The following is a 19,041-nucleotide window of genomic DNA, read 5'->3' on the forward strand; positions in this document are numbered from 1 at the left end:
TGCACGCTGAACGATATACACGGACAACCAAGTAATGGTTCACCAACCACAATAAACGGATCGCCTCATAAGGACTCTCAGAGTCACCGACACTGTCACCGTCTGCGTGATCACCGAGCTGATCCCGTCGGTCAGCGTCCAGTACAACTGCGGAGAGCCTTTGGCCATGCTAGTGGCTAATCCGATGATCAGCGCCGCCCGCAGTGCCGTCACCACCAACCCCATCGCCGCTTCGCACGACTAGCCGATCAAGATGCGGTAGCCACGGATGAAGATCCGAAGCGTCAGTACGTCAATGACACCATACCGACGCAGGCGGTCGTGCGCTGCAACAACTTCCTATTGAAAGATGGAAATTTCGTCGCGCAGGTCGCAGGAAATAGAGCCAAGGCGGACATTCCTGACTGCCTTGGCGATTTACCAGATCGCTGAAACGCAACGACCAACACGCCCGATTTACATGGACATCGAACGTGAAGCAGTTTCCTGTGCCTGCACCTGAGTGGCCTGACGCTGGCTTTCCTCGGCTGCTTGCCGGCTACTGTTTTCCAACGATTGATTCTGCGCTTGGTTGCGATCCACAAAAATCCGCTGCATTGCCGGGTCGGTCATCTCGCCCTGTACTGCGAAGAAGCCGTCGCCGTTCTTATTGGGCACCACATGGTCGATGCGCTGGAGACCGCTGACCTTGGACTCGAACACGATTTGCCCGGCTGCCTGCTCGAGTTCTTTACGGTTGGCAAAACCGCCACGTTCACCCAGCGCTTCGAGCTTGCTCACTGCGCCGTTGTACATCGCGTTGTCGGGATGGCGCGGGTCAGACAACAAGGGGCTGGATGCTGCCTGTGCCGGCGCAGCAGGAGCGGGAGTGTGCTCAGCTTGCTTGGGTGTCGCCTGGGTCAACACCTTGGCCAAAGCGGCCTGAGTCTGTTGACCTGCGACGCCGTCTATCTGCAACCCGTGCTCGCGCTGGAATTGCTCGACCGCGTGCTTGGTGTTGCCGCCGAAGTCGCCGTCAGGTTTCAAGGGTTTGCCATCGCGACCAACGGCACCGAGTTGCGCAAGTTGGCCTTGCAACTGCTTCACTTGCTCGCCGCGCTCGCCTTCTTCGAGCTTGCCATCATTGGACTTCGAAACTTGATGGGATGTCGAACCAGACGTCACGCTGTGCTTAAGGTCGACACCATCGCGCTTGACGCTTTCTATCAAATCGGGAACGCGACGTTCCCAATTGCCCGCATACTCCTCGCATTCCTTGGCTGCCTTCACGCTCCAGGGTTTGCTAGGAGTAACTCCGTTGACGACGCGTCGCGCGTTGTAGACGTCGTGGCTATCATTATCGATGTAGCGATCAAGAGGCTTGCCTGTAAATAAGCCGTCACGCATACCTACAACTAGAACCTTTGCAGCGATTTCCGGTTGCTTGGCCATGTCCGGGTTGCGGACCATTTCACCGTTAAGGCCTAGCAACTTATCGAACTTCGCATAGTTGTAGTCGTGGGTAAGATGTACGTAACCACGGCCATAGAACTCCTCGCCGCCGCTATATCCAAGCTTGCGCGCTTGGCTGCGTCCGAAATCTTCTTCAGGCGCCTGAAAATTACGCGTCTCATGTTGAGCCGTCGCCAACATGTACGATATTTGCTTTGGATCTGTCACACCGTTCTCAAGAGCGGTTTTGACGATCAACCTAACAGAAGACTCCCGATCCACACCAAAGCCTTCGGTGCTCCGACCACGTCCATCGCTCATAGTATTCTCCGTACGTGCATATCATTAGAATTTGTTGTTGCATCTACCGGCATTGCAGACCCGAAGATGCGTTGCATGTACTCACTAGCAATTACCAATCACTTCCTAGTTGGACACCTCCTTCATTTCACCGTCTTGAAGCCGCTCGATCTTTTTCTTCGGATTAGCCGGATCATTCGTATCTTCGGTTAACCGCTCTATCAGCACTGCTTCGTTATCTTTAAGCTCATAGGTATCAAAGATGTGGATACAACATCCATCGCCAGAAGTAGACGCCAACACATTCCCTTTCAAGGAGAATAGGCCGTTGGCCATTACCGTAATATCGGATAGCGACTGATTGAAAACAAGGCTTTTCTGCGCAGCATCGAAAAGATAAACACTGTAAGAGGGACCACCATAATTACCCTCTTTGCCAGACCACACCACTACATCTTCGTGCCCATCGCCATTGATATCGGTCAGAATGACTGAGTGGCGGTTCTTCTTGTAAGTGTCGTCTAGCTGACCATGATAGAACGTGGAATTACTATCCACGTACAAAGCCTCAGGCTCCAGTGCAATCGGCTTGGCTCCGGGGAATGTCACCTCCACGACCGGCGAACGGTTACATAGCATGATCCCTGGACTATCTTCGCTACAGCCCTGCGCCTTGATTGAAACAGCAATGCCACTGATATCTGCGTTTATCTCGCCCTGATCGTTGAGCTTGGCATTGACAGTAGATGGCATTTTCAAGTCCTTTTGCGTCGAGGATTCAGGCTTTTTGCCAGTTTGATCTCGATCGGATAATTTCGCTCCGTCAGCCTCTGCGGACGGAGTATTGCCAGGACCGCACGCTGTAATCGAGATAACACAAGCTAAATACAGCGCTCCCAGGACCGCTCTTGCTAGTGTACGCTCCACCATGTAAAACCCTTCCAATTCAAATCAATATTTCTTAAATACCGGCTCCGTACAATCGGAATACATCAATTTACAGGAGCCAGTTCCACTTTTTTCGCAATTCTTTTTCGCTAATTCGGTCGCCACCTCTTTACTTTCAGCTGCTTGGAAGAAAGTATCTGAATGAGAAGCTGCAAATGAAGCACACTGATTTCTGTAGACTAAATGGACTTTACAATCCGATGCGCCACCCAAGGCGCATTGGTTAATAGCGGAATTTCGAGCATCTTTTTCCGAAAACTTATTGACTGCTGTGCCAGCCTCACCGGTCGACTCAGATGTAGCAATTGCCCCCCATGTCTTAAGCCATTCTCCTGTAGGTCGAGGGGGAGGAATCGAGAGATCGCCTCTTGATGTGCCAGAGTCAGGCCCACATTGCGGGCTACCGGCAGCGACTCCTGAAGGGCATGCCGTCTGAGAGAGAACTGGACTAGCGCTCGCTGCTAAAAATAAGAATAATACCAAATAGATAAATTTCATTCAGCACCCCTTAAGGTTGCGCCTAACGCTGTGCAAGACCGCGGTTCCCGGATTCCTGAGGAGGAGGAGAATCAGAACGGACTCCTGTATCTGATCGAACTATGTTATCCGCGCCACCTCTAGCATGACTGTCGGGGCGACCTGAATCTTTAGCAGGCGCCCCAGGCTCATAAGGCCGCCCAGCTGCCGGAGACTGACCTGCCCGATCCAGCTGCCCCAGCGCCGAGTACGCCGTGAACTGGCCTAGCGTGCCCTGGAAGAAGGCTGCTGCCATTGGTGGTGCCGTGATGATCAACGTCGTTAACACCAGTCCTAATCCTCCCTGCTGCAGCGCCATGCTGCTGATGCCTTCACCCGTAAATCCGTTCATTGCCCACTTTGCGACGAAGGCTGCGCCCACTGCGCCGACCACCTTGGTCGCCAAGCTCACCGTGAAGGTCAACACCGACAACGAAAACACAGTGCCCAATCCGTATAGCAGCCACTTGCTGAACAACGACTTCGTCGCCTGAAACAGCAGACACAGGATGAACAGAGGCCCAAATCCTACTACCAGCGCCATTGCCAGTTTGTTGAGTAGCAACATCGAGCCGGCGACAACCCCTGGACCGGCCATTCCGAGGCCGGTGAACCACCGAGCCCGGTCTTTTTCGTCTTTGCTCTCCTCGTCACCGCCCGTCTTGATCTGATCCAACGCCGACATCGCCACTTGCATCAGCATCAGATTCTTGTCGATCGCCTCGTAGGGACTCTTTGAGCTGCCCGTCACTGTCCGGGTGATCGCCGAGCTGATCCCGTCTGTTAGCGTCCAATACAAACGCGGAGAGCCTTGCGCCATGCTGGTCGCCAATCCGATGATCAGCGCCGCGCGAAGCGCCGTGACCACCAAGCCCATCGCCGCCTCGCGCGACTGACCGGTCACGATGCGATAACCTTGGATAAAAATCCAAAGCGTCAACACCGTCAGGGACACCATACCCACCCAGGCCGTTGTGCGCTGCAACAACTCCCACTGAAAAATCGCAATCTCATCGCGCAGGTAGTTGTTGATCAGACGAAAAAATTCGTAGTTGGCGATGTTCGTCAAAAAATCCATATGTCACCACATCCACTAGACGGCTGCGCCGTGGGGCAGTCGCTGCCCCGGGGTTGATTACGTTGCATGATCCGGTCGTGCCATATCGTCAGTCTTTATCGATTGCCAACGGCGGTTCCATGCCAGATGGCTTGTCACTCTTGATCGCCTCGAGCGCGCCCTTCATCACTGCACCGGCCGCAAGCGTTTTACCTAGACTCAGCACATCGTCGGGCACCCAATCCGGCACCCAACTCCAACGATTGCTTTTTGGTGGTTCCTTGCCGGCCATTGCCGCCTTGGCCGCTGCTGTCTGCTGCCCAGTCAGGTAGGCAATGCGCTTGTCATAGGCAAACATCGCCGACTCCATCTGCTGGCGGTCGATATCCATCATCGCTTTCAGCGCGAGCAGCTTGTTGGTATTGCTCTCCAATTCGCCGATCTTTTGGTCGCCGATCTTCTTGCGTTCATCCTCGATCGTGCGTAAACGTTCAAGACGCTTGGTGGTGATCTCATACATGGCGACCATGTAGTTGTATTGAGAATTGAGAGTGCGTTGAATCAACTCGCACGATTCCTTCTGCGAATCGGACACGGGCGTTCCTTTCGTTGAAGCCGCGCATGCCGCCACACCTTGGTCATCGGGAATCTTCTCGATCTTTTCCTTCGGCTTCTCTACTTCCTTGCCACTGGATTCCTTACCATCGCCATTTTTGATGGTCTGGTTCTTGCGAATCTGCTCCACCTTCTCATTCAACTTCTTGTCTTCCACTTCCCACTGCGCACTGGCGGCTCCGGCCATGCAGAGCAGCACCAGTCCCGTGAACACGCGAGAAAAATGTCTGAACTTGGTTGCCATGGTGTTTTTGCCTCCTGACACAGATGAAGTTGATGCGTGGAAAGTGTGCTGCCGATGATGAGGACTACGCATCCTCGGCCTCCTTGTCTTTGACGGCTTTGCGCTTACCCGAGCCCTTGCGGTTGGCATAGAAATCGCTCAGCCACTGCTCCGGCGTCAGCTGATCGACGGTGACGCCCAACTTGCTGGCCTTGCCGGCCAGGATTTCATGCATGATCTCGATGTTGTCGGTCGAGGACGAAATGACCGACAGTGCGTCGTCCATACCACGCAGATTGAGCTGGCATACCGCAGAGGCGTGGCCTTGCTTGACCAGGAAGCAGCGCGAGCGCTCGTCGAGCGAGACCACCACCTGGTACTCGGCATCGGTCAGCTTGAGGCCTTCGATGTAATCGTCGCGACTGGCGTTGGGGTTGGGCAGCAGCACCATCGTGGCGGTCTGCTCGATCAGCGCCGCGGCGATGTCGCTGGCTAGGGCGTCTTCCGGGCTCTGCGTGGCAAAGATGCCCAGGCCGTTTTGCTTACGGATGGTCTTCTGCTTATTCTTGGCGAACTCCTTCAGGCCGCCCTTGCCGTCCAGGATCTTCCAGAACTCGTCCATCACGTAGATCAGCGGGCGGCCGTCGATCAGCGCCTCCAGGCGGTGCAGCAGATAATTGATCACCGGCACGCGCACTTCGGCGTTGTCGATCACGTCGGTGTAGTCGAAGCCGATGATCGAGGCGCGCGTCAGGTCGATGGTATCGACCGGGTTGTCGAATACCCAGCCCAGCGAGTTGCCGGCGGTCCAACGACGCAGGCGCGCATACAGCCCGTCGTCGCCCATATTGGGCAGGCTCTTGCGGAAGTTGCTCATGTTGCGCAGATGCATCGGCGTGTCCAGCATGCCTTCCACCGCGCGGTAGATGTCTTCCTCCTCGCGGGCGCTGTACTCGGCCTTGCCACCGAGCACCTTGATCAGCTCAGCAAGGAATTGGGTATTGGCCTCATTGCGCTCGCACTGAAACGGGTTGAAGCCGGTCGGGGAGCCGTTCTCCAGCGCCAGGTAGTTCCCGCCACAGGCACGCACGAAAATCTCCGCGCCGCGGTCCTTGTCGAAGAAGAAGATCGTCGGGATTGGATCGAACTTCTGCACCTGGCTTAGCAGGAAGTTGATCAATGCCGTCTTGCCGGTACCAGACTTGCCGATGACCATCGTGTTGCCGATCGCCTTTTCGCCCAGAGAATTCTCGGCCGGGTGCGTGGCATGAAAGTTGAAGTAATACGGCTGACCGTTAGTGGTCTGCAGCGTCGTGACGCAATCACCCCATGGATTGTTGTGCTGCTTGCCCTGGGCGAAGTTGTGCAACGGCGACAAACCGAGGAAATTGAGCGAACTCAGGTTGGCGATACGCGTGCGGAAGCGCCAGTTACCCGGCAGCTGGGCATAGAACGACGAGGCGATCGCCAGATCCTCCTTGGCCGAGACGAAACCGGCATTGGAGAGCTCTGCTCGCGTCGTCGCGATCTGCCTTGCCAACTTCTCCTGGCTGTCGGCATACACCGCCAGGGTGAAGTGGTACTCGCCCAATACAAAATTGCCGGAGGCCACGTCATCCATCGCCAGGTCCAGGTCGCGGATCTGACTGGAGGATTTGTCGCCCGACGAAATCATCATGCCCTTGGTGCGTTCCAGCACCTTTAGTGCATCGTGGCGACCGACCGGGCTGAAGGAATGCGTCATCACATACTCAAAATCGAGATACTTCAAACCATTGAGAATGCCGGGATAGGTTCCATCGGCATACTCCTTGACATTGAGGATCGCACCGAAATGATTGATGCCGTCCGGCGTGCGAATGACAAAATCGCCGGTCTTGTTGGCAAACATGTGCTTGCTGACGGGCAGATACGCTGGCACTGGGGCTTGCAGCACCGGAACAGGCTCGTCGATCCGGTTGAGCAGGTAGCCGAGAAACTCAAGCGTCTCGGAAAACACCACACCATTCTTGGCCTCATACATGCCAAGCCGGTAAGGTGAATAATCCTTCAGTACCGCCTCGACGTTAGTGGCTAACTCGACGATCTTGGAGATAGCCTGCTCTTCCTCGGCGCGGATTTTGTCAGGATTTACAGATTTTTCGACCAGGCGCCGCCCCGTCACCACCGGGCGATAGATCATGCTGAAGTACAACTCGTTCTGCATGATTTTTTGCGAGGATAGCGCCGCGTAATACTCGTCGGACAGCGTCTGATTGAACGATTGCTTGAAGCGCCCGCCGGTACCGATCTTGCGACGACGGCGAACGTCATGAACCCAGAACGCGATATTGGCGAAATCCGGTGCACGCAAGGTTTGCAATAACCGATTGAACGTATTGTGCCGCTGCTCAAGTTCAAATTCGTCCCGCCCAACGAAGGGCAAGCCAGCCAAATGCCAGATCAACAGATAGTCGCCACCTGTCGTCTTGACGACGGACGGAGCGACATGTGTCGAGATGGAAACAAATTCGCCGATCGGACTGTCTGGACTGAACATGGGCATTACCAGGTAAGAGGAAAAGCATCACACCAAGAACCAGCTAAAACACCAACCCCATGCGGATTGAGCGCATGGGGCTGGCTGACCTTTTCACGTGCTCATCGCGGCGTGCCCGGGGGCCCCTTGCGATACTCGTTGGGAGTGAATACCCACATCCCGGAATAGCGCTGAAGGTTTCGGACGCGCATTCGGAAAAGCCAGCGCAATCCAAGCAACCTGAAGATCATTTCGTCCCTCTTTGCCATTTGCTGCATGCCAAAGATGATGACGGGGATGGTGAACAGGTACCAAAGATTGATATACATCCCCAGCAGCAAGCCACCGCCCGCACCGATGAAGAAAGGGATATACGGCACCCCCAGAAACATCGCCGGACGGGTGCAGCCGCGGAAGAGTACGTCTTTATGCATAGTACTGAGCGATCTGCAGAAGCGAAGTGGTGAGCGTCGAGCACTCCTGAGCGCCTCCCTCCTTATTCTGAAGGATCATATTCGCAATCTGCCCAGCCGCACCAATCAGTACGCCACCAATGAGGATCGGGGAAACTTCGGAAATGCGCTTGTGCGCAAATGCGATCTGGTAGCCGGCCACGATGACGGCGATGGTGACGACAGCGATCGAGCCCATGTTCAGCAGCTTGGTCACATTGTTCAGGAATCCGCAGACGCGGGTATCCGTGCCGCCGAGTTCATTCGTCGCACCAGCGCCGCCCGCCGCCAGCAACAACGAGGTGAACAGCAGCGCCTTCACTGCCTGCGTGCCGACCATCTTGGCATCCGCAACTGTCTTCTTGTCGATTTCAAACTTCATGTCTAACTCCTTGGGAACAGAGGGGGTCCAGCAGCCATAATCCTTGGCGATCTTCCATCCTAAAAAACAAATGCACTATCTGTTTGCGGAGCCGCCTGTGGTGCACGCGGCACGGAGACGGGGTTTATGGGTTGTTCGGTCTGCGTCGAGGCTTGCGGCGCGACAGAGGGCAACGCTACCCCACGCCCTTGGCCCGTTGGCTTTATCACATACAACTCGTTCTCCGCCGCTGGGGCCACGGGGGTGGCGCGACTTGGCAGAGAGTAAGGTGCTGAAGGTGCCGATAGCATAGGCCCCGACGGTGAAGCCACCGTGTTGCCCGTTCCGGCTAGATCCTGAATACGACGCGCCACGATCGCATCTGCCAATTCGGCGGCTGCCTGCTTGAGCGGATTGGCAGGCCGTAACTGCACCTGGCGCGTCGGCACGACCGCGATGGGCTCGGCTCCAGAGGATGCTACCGACTGACGAATGGATGCATAGATCTTTTGGACATAACCATGCTTGAAGCCGGTCTCGAAGTTGCCGGAGTAGTAACAGCTGAACGACTTGCCCCAATTGGCGCCGGAGCGTGAATGGCACTCCGCCAGAATCCTCGAAGCAGCCACCAGATTGGGGCATTTATCGAATGCCATCTCATAACTGGTGAGTCCGTACTTCTGCAGATTGTAGCGATTGACCTGGCCCAGTCCGAGGGAGAAGTTGTAGCCCTTCTGCTCCAGCATCTTGGCAGTGGCCACTGCCTCGGCCAACCCCCGCGGCTCACGCACCAACCGCCCGCCAACCACACCGATGGCATACGGATTGCGCGACGACTCGACACGGACAACGTGCTGCATCACCTCGCCAGGAACAGCAAGTCCAGTGCACCCCATCAGTTCCATGCCAGGCAACATGTCATTACTCCTTGCAAAACCGAACCAGCCCCAACCAAAGGATTGACCTTTCAACCACCGCGCAGGGTTCTCAAGGGATCGAAGTCGATGCCCGTGATGAACCGGCGCCCCGCGTGTGCCTTGATATGAACCACGATATCGATGGTCATTCTCAGCAAACGCTTGATCACCTCGAATTCCAGACCGGAGCCTTCGCTCGATGCCTTCACCATCAACGCCAACTGGTCCCACGTCTGCTCGACACTTCCGGCGTGGCAGCTGGTAATAGAACCCGGATGCCCGGATGCGCAGTTACGGATGAAGTAGAACGACTCATCACCACGCAGCTCGGCCAGGATGATGCGATCCGGCTTCATGCGCAAACAGGCTTCCATGCAGCTTTTAGCTGTCACGTTACTGCTGCTCTGCCCGCCCTTCGAGTACAGCAGGTGCACGGAATTGGGCTGACTGATGAACAGTTCCCGAGCGTCCTCGATCGTCACTAGGCGCTCTTCGCTCGGAATATGATTGACGAGCGCCTTCATGAAGGTGGTCTTGCCGCTACCTGTCGCCCCGGCGACGACCACGTTCTTCTTATAGAGCACGCACTTTTTGAAGAATTCTGCGTAATCGCGCTTGCGGCGCAACTCCAGCAATTCTTGATCGTGATCGCTGACATCGGCCGATTGCTCAAGCACCTCGTCAAAGAACCCGTCGTGCTTGTATTGCTCGAGCGATTTGGTGTGCTTGGACGGAAGCCGGATGGTGATGGACACCTTGCCTGCATCGCACGCGGGCGGCATGACAAACTGCGCACGCTGCCCTGTAGGAAACGTCAGCGAAACCACGGGATCCGCATCGGTAATGCGCTGCCCGGTGTTGCTTTCGTTCACCACCGCGGTGCAGAACTGGCGGGCGCGGTCATATGTCAAGGATGGCACGTCGACCCGCTGCCACCCATGGATCGTTTCAAGATACAGCTCGCCAGGCCGATTGATGCAGATTTCAGTCACGTCAGGCGAATTCAGGTAGTCCAGGATGCCCAGCACAGAGTACTGGTAATCCAGGAAATCATTCGAAATGCGCGCCGTCGGGGAATCATCGATCGTCATGGCAGGCTTTTCATTCACTTCGGCAGGACCGCCGAGAAATCGACGTCCTTGGCAACATAAACGTTCAATACGGTGCCCTGATTGATCGTCAAGGTTGCCGGACGACGCCCAGACTTTTCCACAGCCTGCTCGGCGAGCTGCTGGATGCTGCGAGCAGTATTACTCTCGAACTGCTGAGTGACGATTCCGCTGCCAACACCGATTGTGGTCGTTTCTGGACCATATTCAGCAGCTGCATACTTGAATGCATCGCTCAACAAGCTGATGAACAGCGCCGACGCAATCTTGTTGCCCCAATGCGCGCTGTAATCACCCGGATGGCCGGCGCTGCCGAGCGTGTCGATACCAGGGCCGACCAGCGTGACATCCAGCCCGGTCGGCGTGGTGACGCGATCCCAAACGACCTGCAGGCGCCTGGTCGTCGGCTCTCCGGCGCCGTACTGGCCTAGCATCTTCGAACCCTTCGGCAAGAGCAGGTTATGACCGTTGATCGAGTACACCGGCTCGGTCACGATGCACGAGGTGTAGCCACCGAAGTCGGAAATGATCCGGGTCTCCAGGATGCAACGGATGTAGGTGCCACGTACCAACAGGCCATCCGGGTTGCTGATCGGCTTAGCCAGCGTAACAGGACTTTCTTCTTGGCCAGGTGCGGGCTGAGCGCCCGTTTGCCCGGGCATGCCGGCGCCGTTTGCGGCAGATTCGGCAAGGATACGGCGCTCCAGCAAGGTCGGGCCGCGCTGACGCTCCGGCGCTGAGCTGCCCTCTTCGCTGTCGTCAGTCGGCATTGGCGGCAGGGGCGGCAAGCTGGGTTGCTGGGCAAGTGGAACTGGCGCTTCCTCCACCGGCGCAGTCATGTTCTGCGGCAACGCTGGCGCAACCACCGTCTCCGTACGCTGTTTAGGCGGGGGAGAATCGTTTCCGCTTTGTGTCGCCAGCCAGAAGATGACGAGAATCAACAAGGCCGCAATGGCAGCCAGAAACACCAGCGCCTTACGATTCAGACGCTTGATGTCGCTGGAACGCAACACTGGTTCATTGGCGTCGAGGTCCGGCTCGGCACCTGCCTGCTGACGCGCAAAGTAAGGATTGTTGCGCTCGTTGTACTCACCGTTGCGCAGTTCTTCCCCGCCATTGTTTGGGGAGCGCTCATCAGGGCTGTTTGGAATATTCGAGTTCACTTTTGCTTGTTCCTTCGCAGACCGACGACGTTATCGCCATGGCGAACCACCAGGAAAGGGTAAGTCCCGTGCACGATCAGGGTGTTGCCCTCCACTGTGGTATTGACGAGAAAATCCTCCGCGTGTTCCTTTTCGCGGGCAAAAACTGCTGGGAAGTTCCCGGTCGGAAACCGCGTCAAATCCATATTGATATAGGTGAACTTGCCGTCGTCATAGACGCGGCTTGGAATAAGCCAGGACTTCTTGGCACGTGTCGCATAGTCGTAGTCGTAGTAATAACGCCGATCCTTCAAAATCTTGGCATTCAACAACGGGCCTTTCTTTGCCGCATCCGCGTCTTCGACATTGTTGAAGCTTGTGTCCTTCGGGTAGGTGAACACGACCTTGTATTGAACTCCAGCCTGCTTCGCCTGCTCGAGGCGCTGCCAATCTGTTGCAACTACTTTGAGCTCAAGAATGTAGGAATGCGTTGCCGTACGAATCATCATGTTCGTATCGACATCGACATTTTTGGGCTTGAGATAAAAAACATTCTCGCGCCGCGTCAGCTCCCAACCACCAGTAAAGCCTGTGCTGTAATCCAGGATCTTTTCGTTCGGGCTTAGCTCGACCTGAGTGGTAATGCCAAGGCCGGTGCGTACCTGGTAGATGCGATCCGGAGCATACTCATACTCCTGAACCACTTGAGCGGCAGCCGAGAAAGCACATATTGCAAGTGGCAGTGCTGAAAATAACGCAGCGCTGTACCGATTAAAAAGTTTCATCGACCACTCGCTCCATTGACATTGTTCTGCATCCCCTGGGGTTGAATCGCGGGCTGCGCCGCGGGCTGAGCTGCCGGCTGCATTTGATCGGGAAACGCAGGCTGCACCTGCTGTTGAGGCACGCCACCCTGCGGAAGTACTCCCTGCTGCAATGGGACGCCCCCCTGCTGAACTGCACCAGAGGCGTTTGCCGCGCTAGGATCGATCATGCCAGTACCAGCCTGCTGCGCCGTTGGCTGAGGCTGGGGGTTGATCACGGCGCCACCGGCAGGAGCAGCTGGCAACGAGGAGTAGTCGTTGTCTACCCGATAATCAGTTACTCGGAAGCCTAAAGGATTTTCGACTCGCAGGCTGTCATTCATCTCCAAATTATCTTGGTAGACAAATCCCATCGTCGCAATCTTATTGTCAAGCAACGTAGAGACCGTCGAATTCTTGTCGTACACAGTCCGTTGAAAACGTACGGTTGCCCCTTTGTAGGGCTGTCCTTTTCCGCCAATCAAGGTAATACTCAGAATATTGATACGGATGGCACGCAGCTTTCCGTATGTATTCAAGGGCCGTAACGGATTATTGGCGGAGTGCAGCGCCCGATACTCATTCACAACGTTCGTGGAGCCCATTGCCGACACAGTATTCCAGTCGCGCTGGCCGATGATGGTAAGGTCGAATGATTCGCGAGCAATAATGAACCGGGCAATATTGCTGCGCGCTAGCGCCTCACTGGTACTGATCGTCCGACCACCAAAATTCGCCTCGAGTTTTGCGATCGTGCTGGTTCCCGAGTAGGCGTCCGCCATCACCAGGTACGGCACCTTCTCTTTCAGCGGCAGCATGTAGTAATAGCCGCCGGCCGTCATAACGGTAATGATCATGGAAACGGTCGCTACCATCCATGCACGCTTTTCGCTGCGGCGCGCGAGATCGGCGATGCTGACCTCGTAGTTCACCGCTTTCTGGACGGCCGCACCCACTTGGGCAGATCCGTCCTTTTCACTGACCTTCTTACGCAACATGTCTAGATCCGTCACCGTAAGGCCTTGTCAGGCCTGAAACTATCGCCGCGACGAGCGCGGGCACATGGGAGGCTTGAGCTCAGTCACCGACCGAATGCCGTTAGCATCGGATCAGCGGTTCAGCTCTTAGAGCTTGGCTCCAGACGATACCGGCACCGGCTGTACCAGCAGCTTGTTGGCAGAGACCGAGACCGAGACACCTTGCGCTGCGTAGACCGCGCTCAGCTCGGTGGCGGCTTGCTGCACGCTGGTGGTGCTGATATTGGAAACCGGGGCGATCAGGGTGTAGTCCGAAGGCAGGTTGTAGGAAAGCTGCATGTTGGAATCCGCGGCCCACCGCTCCAGCATCGTCTTCAACGTGCCGTCCATCGGCGTAGCCTGATACGTGTAGGAGGTGTAGAGCGGAATTTCGGTAGGGGCTTCGTCAAAGTGATTGACGTGCTTCCAACGTCCACCAAAATCGGGAGCAGGCTTGGTCGCGCAGGCACCGACCAACGCAGCGACCACCAAGACCAGCGACAGCTTGGACACATACATCGGATTCACTCTGACTTCTCCAACTCATGAGATTTCGGGCTTAAGACGGACAGCACAACAGCTCCGCTCACCCTGGGGCGGCGGAGTGAATCTGTCTTTGATGACTCGCTTGAGCGGACATGCCTGGCCGACCCAGCACACATAGGCAGGTCAGCACCACGCCACGCAATCGATAAAAATGAATACGCCGAAGAACCATCCATAGCCTTACTCCTGTACGACCCCGTCCGGCGCCGCCCCTCTTAACAAAAAATCAACACCGCGCAAATTCTGGGTAACTTTGCCCTTAACGAACACATGAGTCAAGAATTACCGGCGCCCCTTCGCAGCCGTTGTGCGACGACCATCACAACCTGATGGAAAGCGTTTTCACGTCTGTCTTGGGCAGCAGGCGTGCGGTGAAATAGCGGTCTTCGTAGTAGCGGATTTTGTCGCATTTCACCGGATGCGGGATGCCTTCGTACAGGAAGACCTCCTTCTCGTTGCCCATCGCCTTCAGCTCCTGCGGCAACATGAGCGCACGCCGCTCCTCGGAAATACTCCGGGTGGTTTCCCTGCCGCGGGTGACGTTCTTCTTCTTGATGGTGGTGTAGCCCAACATCTCGGAGTAGTCGTTCGCATCCTGCTGCTCGCGCGGCGCGTAGAGGATTTGCAGCGCATGGTTGGTGATGATGGTGCGCGACAGATCCTTGCCATAGGTGGCGTCCAGCTGCGCCATGCTCTGAATGATCGGCAGCAGGCGAAGGTTGTAACCCGCCATATAGGCTACCGCGGTGGCAATGATGTCCACTTTGCCGATCGAGGTGAATTCGTCCATCAACAGCAAGCATTGATACTTGAGTTCCGGGTTGGATTTCGGGAGCTCGCGGGTATTGAGGTTGATGATCTGACTGAAGAGCAAGTTGATGATGAGCCGGCTTTCGGCCAGCTTGTTCGGCTGGATGCCGATGTAGATCGTCATCTTCTTCTTGCGCAGGTCGGTGAGCAGGAAGTCGTCCGCGCTTGTTGCCGCATCCAGGACCGGGTTGATCCACGCGTTGAGCGGCTCCTTCAGGGTTCCCATGATGGACGCAAAGGTCTCATCGGCCTGTGACAGCATGTTGGCAAACGCTGAGCGCGCATTGCTGCTGAGGAATCTGCGCTCGGACAGTGACTTGAGGTATTTCTTGAGGTCTGTGCCATCCCCGGACGAGAGTCGATAGATGCCGCCAAGCGTGGGAGCCCCTGCCCCGCCCGGGAAGCCGAGCGACAACTCTTCGTCCTGGTTTTCGAACAGATACAGGGCGAACGCCATGAACGCGTTACGTGCCTGACTGACCCAGAACTTCTGGTCATCCGACCCGTCCGGATACAGCATCGCGGCGATGCTCATCAGATCGGACACGCGGAAGGCGGGGTCGCTGGATACGTAGGTCAGCGGATTCCAGCGATGGGTGCGCCGGTCTTCGGCGAAGGGATTGAAGAGGAACACCTCATGCCCCTGACTGGCCCGCCAGCCGCTGGTGAGGTCGAAGTTCTCCTGCTTGATGTCCAGGACCACTACCGATTCCTGGTACTCCAGCAGGTTGGGAATGACCACGCCGACGCCCTTGCCGGAGCGCGTTGGCGCGGCCAGGATCACGAACTGTTGCCCGCTCAGCCGTACAAGCTTGCCGTTGAACTTGCCCACCACGATGCCGTTGCCGCTCGGCTTGAACAAACCGTGCTTGGAAAGGTCTGCCGCTCCGGCAAAGCGCGCGTCGCCATGCAGCGCCCGCGCCTTCGGCTTGACCAGGAGCACGACCGTGATGGCCCAGATGATCCCGGGCAGGCCAAAGCCGAGAATGCCGGACATCTTGATCTTGGTTGCGTAAGGCGCCACTTCCGGCAGGCCCAGCGCCTTGACGTAGCGGTAGTAGGTATCCCATGCGTACAGCCCGGTATCGAGCCGCAACAACAGAAGCGTCAGATATCCGGACAGGAAATATCCAACAAGCAATGTCACCACGGTGGCGATTGCAATTAATTTGGCTTTGGACACGCGCCCCTACTCCTTGGCTTACTTCTCAACGGCAATCAGCGACGGACAACGGGTCTGTGATCGACCAGATCCGACTTGCGTCCACCACTCTCGCTCTCGACGAGCGAGTCAATCCAGACTCTGGCTTGATCCAGGGAAAGATCCGGCGTGATCCGGGTTCCGGCATCCGTCACCACGGCATAGGCCACCACAGCGTCGGGCGCATAGGTGTCTTCCCGGGTGATTGCCACGACACGGTACCCGCCCCTGGTCAGCACGGTGTGCTGATACTCGTCCATCGCCAGTCTTCCTTTTCGTCAGCGCGGAGGCGATGCTAAAGCAAGACGTGTGATGGAGAAAGCGGTTTCGGTGAAGCCGACACAACCGCGCGCGCATTCGACGCCAGGCGCGGATCGGAATGGGTCAGCGCCGGCGGAATTCCGTCAGCACTTGATGTGCTTTCTTAGCCACACACGCGCCTGGCACTAAAAAACCTGCTCGCCGCTTCGGGAAAGGGGTGACCAGCGCTGCGACGAAATGGCACGCTGAGCGGAAGCTTGGCCTGACACCAGGGCCTCGTCCGCAGGGGCGAAAGAGTGCCCAGCTTGCTAGCCAACCGCTCCGCCGCCAGCAATGCCCGACTGGTGCACGAAATTCGTCCAACACGCCTGGTCAATGCACAGAAGGAAGTGAAAGCGATTGTCGAAGACCAAATACAGGAGACGCGGAAGCTGCAAGAGCTGCTGCGTAAGTCACTTTCGGATCCGCGGCAGCAGTCGCTGCCGATGTTGAAGCCACTCAAGTCGCCGTGCCGTCCGGACTTGGAGTGGTGGGCGGTACAGGGTTCGAACCTGTGACCCCTACCATGTCAAGGTAGTGCTCTACCGCTGAGCTAACCGCCCGTTTCCTGCGTCAGCATTGCGCTGTGCAGGGCGCGCATTCTAGCGCAGGGTTTGGATCACCACAAGCCCTCCCTGCGCTCTAACTTTCGTGCTGTCGCCCTGCCCTACGCCAGGCTGGCAGCTTTGAGTTTCTGGATCTGGTCGCGAATCTGCGCGGCCGCCTCGAACTCCAGGTCCTTGGCGTGCTGGTACATCTGCTGCTCCAGGCTCTTGAGCTTGCCGGCGATCTGGGCAGGCCCCATCGCGCGGTAATCGGGCATTTCCTCCGCCACCTGGCGCGACTTCGAGCGCCCCTTGCCGGCCTTCTTCTCGGCGGCATCCTCGCGCGCACCTTCCATGATGTCGGAGATCGGACGCGCCACCGACTTGGGCGTGATGCCATGCTCCAGGTTGTACTCGACCTGCTTCTCGCGGCGACGGTCGGTCTCGTCGATCGCTGCCTGCATCGAACGCGTGATCTTGTCGGCGTACAGAATGGCCTTGCCGCGCAGGTTGCGCGCCGCGCGGCCGATGGTCTGAATCAGCGAGCCGGTCGAACGCAGGAAGCCCTCCTTGTCCGCATCTAGGATCGCCACCAGCGACACTTCCGGCATGTCCAGGCCTTCACGGAGCAGGTTGATGCCGACCAGCACGTCGAACTTGCCCAGGCGCAGGTCGCGGATGATCTCCACGCGCTCCACCGTGTCGATATCCGAATGCAGATAGCGCACCCGGATACCGTGCTCGCCGAGGTACTCGGTGAGGTTCTCGGACATGCGCTTGGTCAGCGTCGTCACCAACACGCGGTCGCCAAGCTTGATGCGCTCCTGGATTTCGGACATCAGGTCGTCCACCTGCGTTCCGACAGGACGAATCTCGACCACCGGATCGATCAGGCCAGTTGGCCGCACCACCAACTCAGTGATTTCGCCCGCAGACTCGCGCAACTCGTAGGGACCCGGTGTGGCCGACACGTAGATGCTACGCGGCGAACGTGCCTCCCATTCCTCGAAACGCAATGGCCGGTTGTCCAGTGCCGATGGCAGCCGAAAACCGAACTCCACCAGCGTTTCCTTACGCGAGCGGTCGCCCTTGTACATCGCGCCGATCTGCGGAATGGTCACATGCGACTCGTCGATGACCAGCAGCGCGTCCGGTGGCAAGTAGTCGAACAGCGTCGGCGGCGGCTCGCCGGGCGCCTTGCCGGTGAGATGCCGCGAGTAGTTTTCGATGCCGTTGCAGAAGCCGACCTCGGCCATCATTTCCAGATCGAACTGGGTGCGTTGCGCCAGGCGCTGCGCTTCGACCAGCTTATTCTGCGAATACAGTTGCTCCAACCTTTCCTTCAATTCGTCCTTGATCGTGTCCACCGCGCTCAACGTGCGCTCGCGCGTGGTCGCGTAATGCGTCTTGGGGTACACGGTGTAGCGCTGCAGCTTGCGCAGCGTTTCACCGGTCAACGGATCGAACAGCGTCAGCCGCTCGATGTCGCCATCGAACAACTCGATCCGCAACGCCTCGGTGTCGGATTCGGCCGGGAACACGTCCAGCACTTCGCCGCGCACGCGGAACGCGCCGCGGGTCAGCTCGAATTCGTTGCGGGTGTACTGCAGATCGGTGAGATGGCGGATCAACTGACGTTGATCGATGTGCTCGCCCACCGACAGGATCAAGCGCAGCGACAGATAGTCTTCCGGCGCGCCCAGGCCGTAGATCGCCGACACTGTGGCCACCACCAGCGAATCACGACGCGATAGCAGGGTCTTGGTCGCCGACAGACGCATCTGCTCGATGTGCTCGTTGATCGAACTGTCCTTCTCGATGAAGGTGTCCGACGAGGGCACGTAGGCCTCGGGCTGGTAGTAGTCGTAGTAGCTGACGAAGTACTCAACCGCGTTGTGCGGAAAGAACGACTTGAACTCACCGTACAGCTGCGCCGCCAGCGTCTTGTTCGGCGCCATCACCAGGGTCGGCTTCTGCACCTGCTGGATCACGTTGGCAATGGTGTAGGTCTTGCCGGAGCCGGTCACGCCCAGCAAGGTCTGCTTGGCCAGACCGGCCTCGAAGCTGGCCACCAGCTTCTCGATGGCAGCAGGCTGATCGCCGGCTGGGGAGTACGGGGATACGAGCTGGAAACGGTCGGTCATGAAGCGGCACCCTCAATCGACCGCTAAGTATACCGACGGCAGATGATGGCCATGTTTGTTGTTTCCCTACTCTAATTTCAGCCTTGA

General features: G+C 57.1%; 18 protein-coding genes, 1 tRNA gene and 1 pseudogene. 1 reads left to right on the forward strand and 19 read right to left on the reverse strand.

Annotation, left to right across the window (positions count from 1 at the left end; genetic code table 11):
* Positions 1–58: 58 nt before the first annotated feature.
* The 17 genes and pseudogenes from GGR73_RS20295 to GGR73_RS07590 all read right to left on the reverse strand — a co-directional run.
* Positions 59–417, reverse strand: a pseudogene (locus tag GGR73_RS20295) (hypothetical protein); the annotation flags it as partial.
* Positions 418–456: 39 nt separating this feature from the next.
* A complete protein-coding gene (locus tag GGR73_RS07515; protein ID WP_184456277.1) occupies positions 457–1,752 on the reverse strand; it encodes an XVIPCD domain-containing protein in 1,296 nt (431 codons plus the stop codon).
* Positions 1,753–1,857: 105 nt separating this feature from the next.
* On the reverse strand, positions 1,858–2,661 hold the full coding sequence (locus GGR73_RS07520) for an XAC2610-related protein (protein ID WP_456362928.1): 804 nt from the start codon (positions 2,659–2,661) through the stop codon (positions 1,858–1,860).
* A gap of 21 nt (positions 2,662–2,682) precedes the next feature.
* Positions 2,683–3,177, reverse strand: a complete 495-nt coding sequence (locus GGR73_RS07525) for a DUF4189 domain-containing protein (protein WP_166770841.1) — start codon at positions 3,175–3,177, stop codon at positions 2,683–2,685.
* A 22-nt stretch (positions 3,178–3,199) separates the two neighbouring features.
* Complete coding sequence (locus GGR73_RS07530) at positions 3,200–4,273, reverse strand: type IV secretion system protein (protein ID WP_184456279.1); 1,074 nt, start codon at positions 4,271–4,273, stop codon at positions 3,200–3,202.
* Between the two features lie 88 nt (positions 4,274–4,361).
* Positions 4,362–5,111 (reverse strand): hypothetical protein, encoded by a 750-nt coding sequence (locus GGR73_RS07535; protein WP_104600356.1) that lies wholly within the window; start codon positions 5,109–5,111, stop codon positions 4,362–4,364.
* 64 nt (positions 5,112–5,175) lie between these two features.
* Positions 5,176–7,629 (reverse strand): VirB4 family type IV secretion/conjugal transfer ATPase, encoded by a 2,454-nt coding sequence (locus GGR73_RS07540; protein WP_184456281.1) that lies wholly within the window; start codon positions 7,627–7,629, stop codon positions 5,176–5,178.
* Positions 7,630–7,730: 101 nt separating this feature from the next.
* Positions 7,731–8,042: a type IV secretion system protein VirB3 gene (locus GGR73_RS07545; protein ID WP_166770838.1), complete on the reverse strand. Its 312-nt coding sequence runs from the start codon at positions 8,040–8,042 to the stop codon at positions 7,731–7,733.
* Complete coding sequence (locus tag GGR73_RS07550) at positions 8,035–8,442, reverse strand: TrbC/VirB2 family protein (RefSeq protein WP_166770837.1); 408 nt, start codon at positions 8,440–8,442, stop codon at positions 8,035–8,037. Before GGR73_RS07550 ends, GGR73_RS07545 begins: the two co-directional genes overlap by 8 nt.
* A 59-nt stretch (positions 8,443–8,501) precedes the next feature.
* Positions 8,502–9,326, reverse strand: a complete 825-nt coding sequence (locus tag GGR73_RS07555) for a lytic transglycosylase domain-containing protein (RefSeq protein WP_166770973.1) — start codon at positions 9,324–9,326, stop codon at positions 8,502–8,504.
* 62 nt (positions 9,327–9,388) lie between these two features.
* Positions 9,389–10,429: a P-type DNA transfer ATPase VirB11 gene (virB11, locus tag GGR73_RS07560; protein ID WP_166770836.1), complete on the reverse strand. Its 1,041-nt coding sequence runs from the start codon at positions 10,427–10,429 to the stop codon at positions 9,389–9,391.
* A 14-nt stretch (positions 10,430–10,443) separates the two neighbouring features.
* The gene (locus GGR73_RS07565; protein ID WP_456362929.1) at positions 10,444–11,610 is read right to left on the reverse strand and encodes a TrbI/VirB10 family protein; all 1,167 of its coding nucleotides are present in this window, start codon (positions 11,608–11,610) and stop codon (positions 10,444–10,446) included.
* On the reverse strand, positions 11,607–12,374 hold the full coding sequence (locus tag GGR73_RS07570) for a TrbG/VirB9 family P-type conjugative transfer protein (protein WP_154832247.1): 768 nt from the start codon (positions 12,372–12,374) through the stop codon (positions 11,607–11,609). The genes GGR73_RS07565 and GGR73_RS07570 overlap by 4 nt, the downstream gene beginning before the upstream one ends.
* Positions 12,371–13,390 carry a virB8 family protein gene (locus tag GGR73_RS07575; RefSeq protein WP_046343299.1) on the reverse strand — a complete coding sequence of 340 codons (1,020 nt, stop codon included), beginning with the start codon at positions 13,388–13,390 and terminating at the stop codon, positions 12,371–12,373. Before GGR73_RS07575 ends, GGR73_RS07570 begins: the two co-directional genes overlap by 4 nt.
* A 126-nt stretch (positions 13,391–13,516) precedes the next feature.
* The gene (locus tag GGR73_RS07580; protein WP_024937947.1) at positions 13,517–13,927 is read right to left on the reverse strand and encodes a TcpQ domain-containing protein; all 411 of its coding nucleotides are present in this window, start codon (positions 13,925–13,927) and stop codon (positions 13,517–13,519) included.
* A gap of 346 nt (positions 13,928–14,273) precedes the next feature.
* Positions 14,274–15,947, reverse strand: a complete 1,674-nt coding sequence (locus GGR73_RS07585) for a type IV secretory system conjugative DNA transfer family protein (RefSeq protein ID WP_184456283.1) — start codon at positions 15,945–15,947, stop codon at positions 14,274–14,276.
* A 35-nt stretch (positions 15,948–15,982) separates the two neighbouring features.
* A complete protein-coding gene (locus GGR73_RS07590) occupies positions 15,983–16,225 on the reverse strand; it encodes a hypothetical protein (protein WP_047130696.1) in 243 nt (80 codons plus the stop codon).
* A gap of 306 nt (positions 16,226–16,531) precedes the next feature.
* Between GGR73_RS07590 and GGR73_RS07595 the strand changes: the two genes are divergently transcribed.
* Positions 16,532–16,783 carry a hypothetical protein gene (locus tag GGR73_RS07595; protein ID WP_184456285.1) on the forward strand — a complete coding sequence of 84 codons (252 nt, stop codon included), beginning with the start codon at positions 16,532–16,534 and terminating at the stop codon, positions 16,781–16,783.
* Here GGR73_RS07595 and GGR73_RS07600 read toward each other — a convergent pair.
* A tRNA-Val gene (locus GGR73_RS07600) sits at positions 16,754–16,828 on the reverse strand. The two genes, GGR73_RS07595 and GGR73_RS07600, sit on opposite strands and share 30 nt — an antisense overlap.
* Before the next feature lie 104 nt (positions 16,829–16,932).
* Complete coding sequence (uvrB, locus tag GGR73_RS07605) at positions 16,933–18,954, reverse strand: excinuclease ABC subunit UvrB (protein ID WP_065031749.1); 2,022 nt, start codon at positions 18,952–18,954, stop codon at positions 16,933–16,935.
* Positions 18,955–19,041: the final 87 nt, after the last annotated feature.

Source organism: Xanthomonas sp. F14, assembly GCF_014199865.1.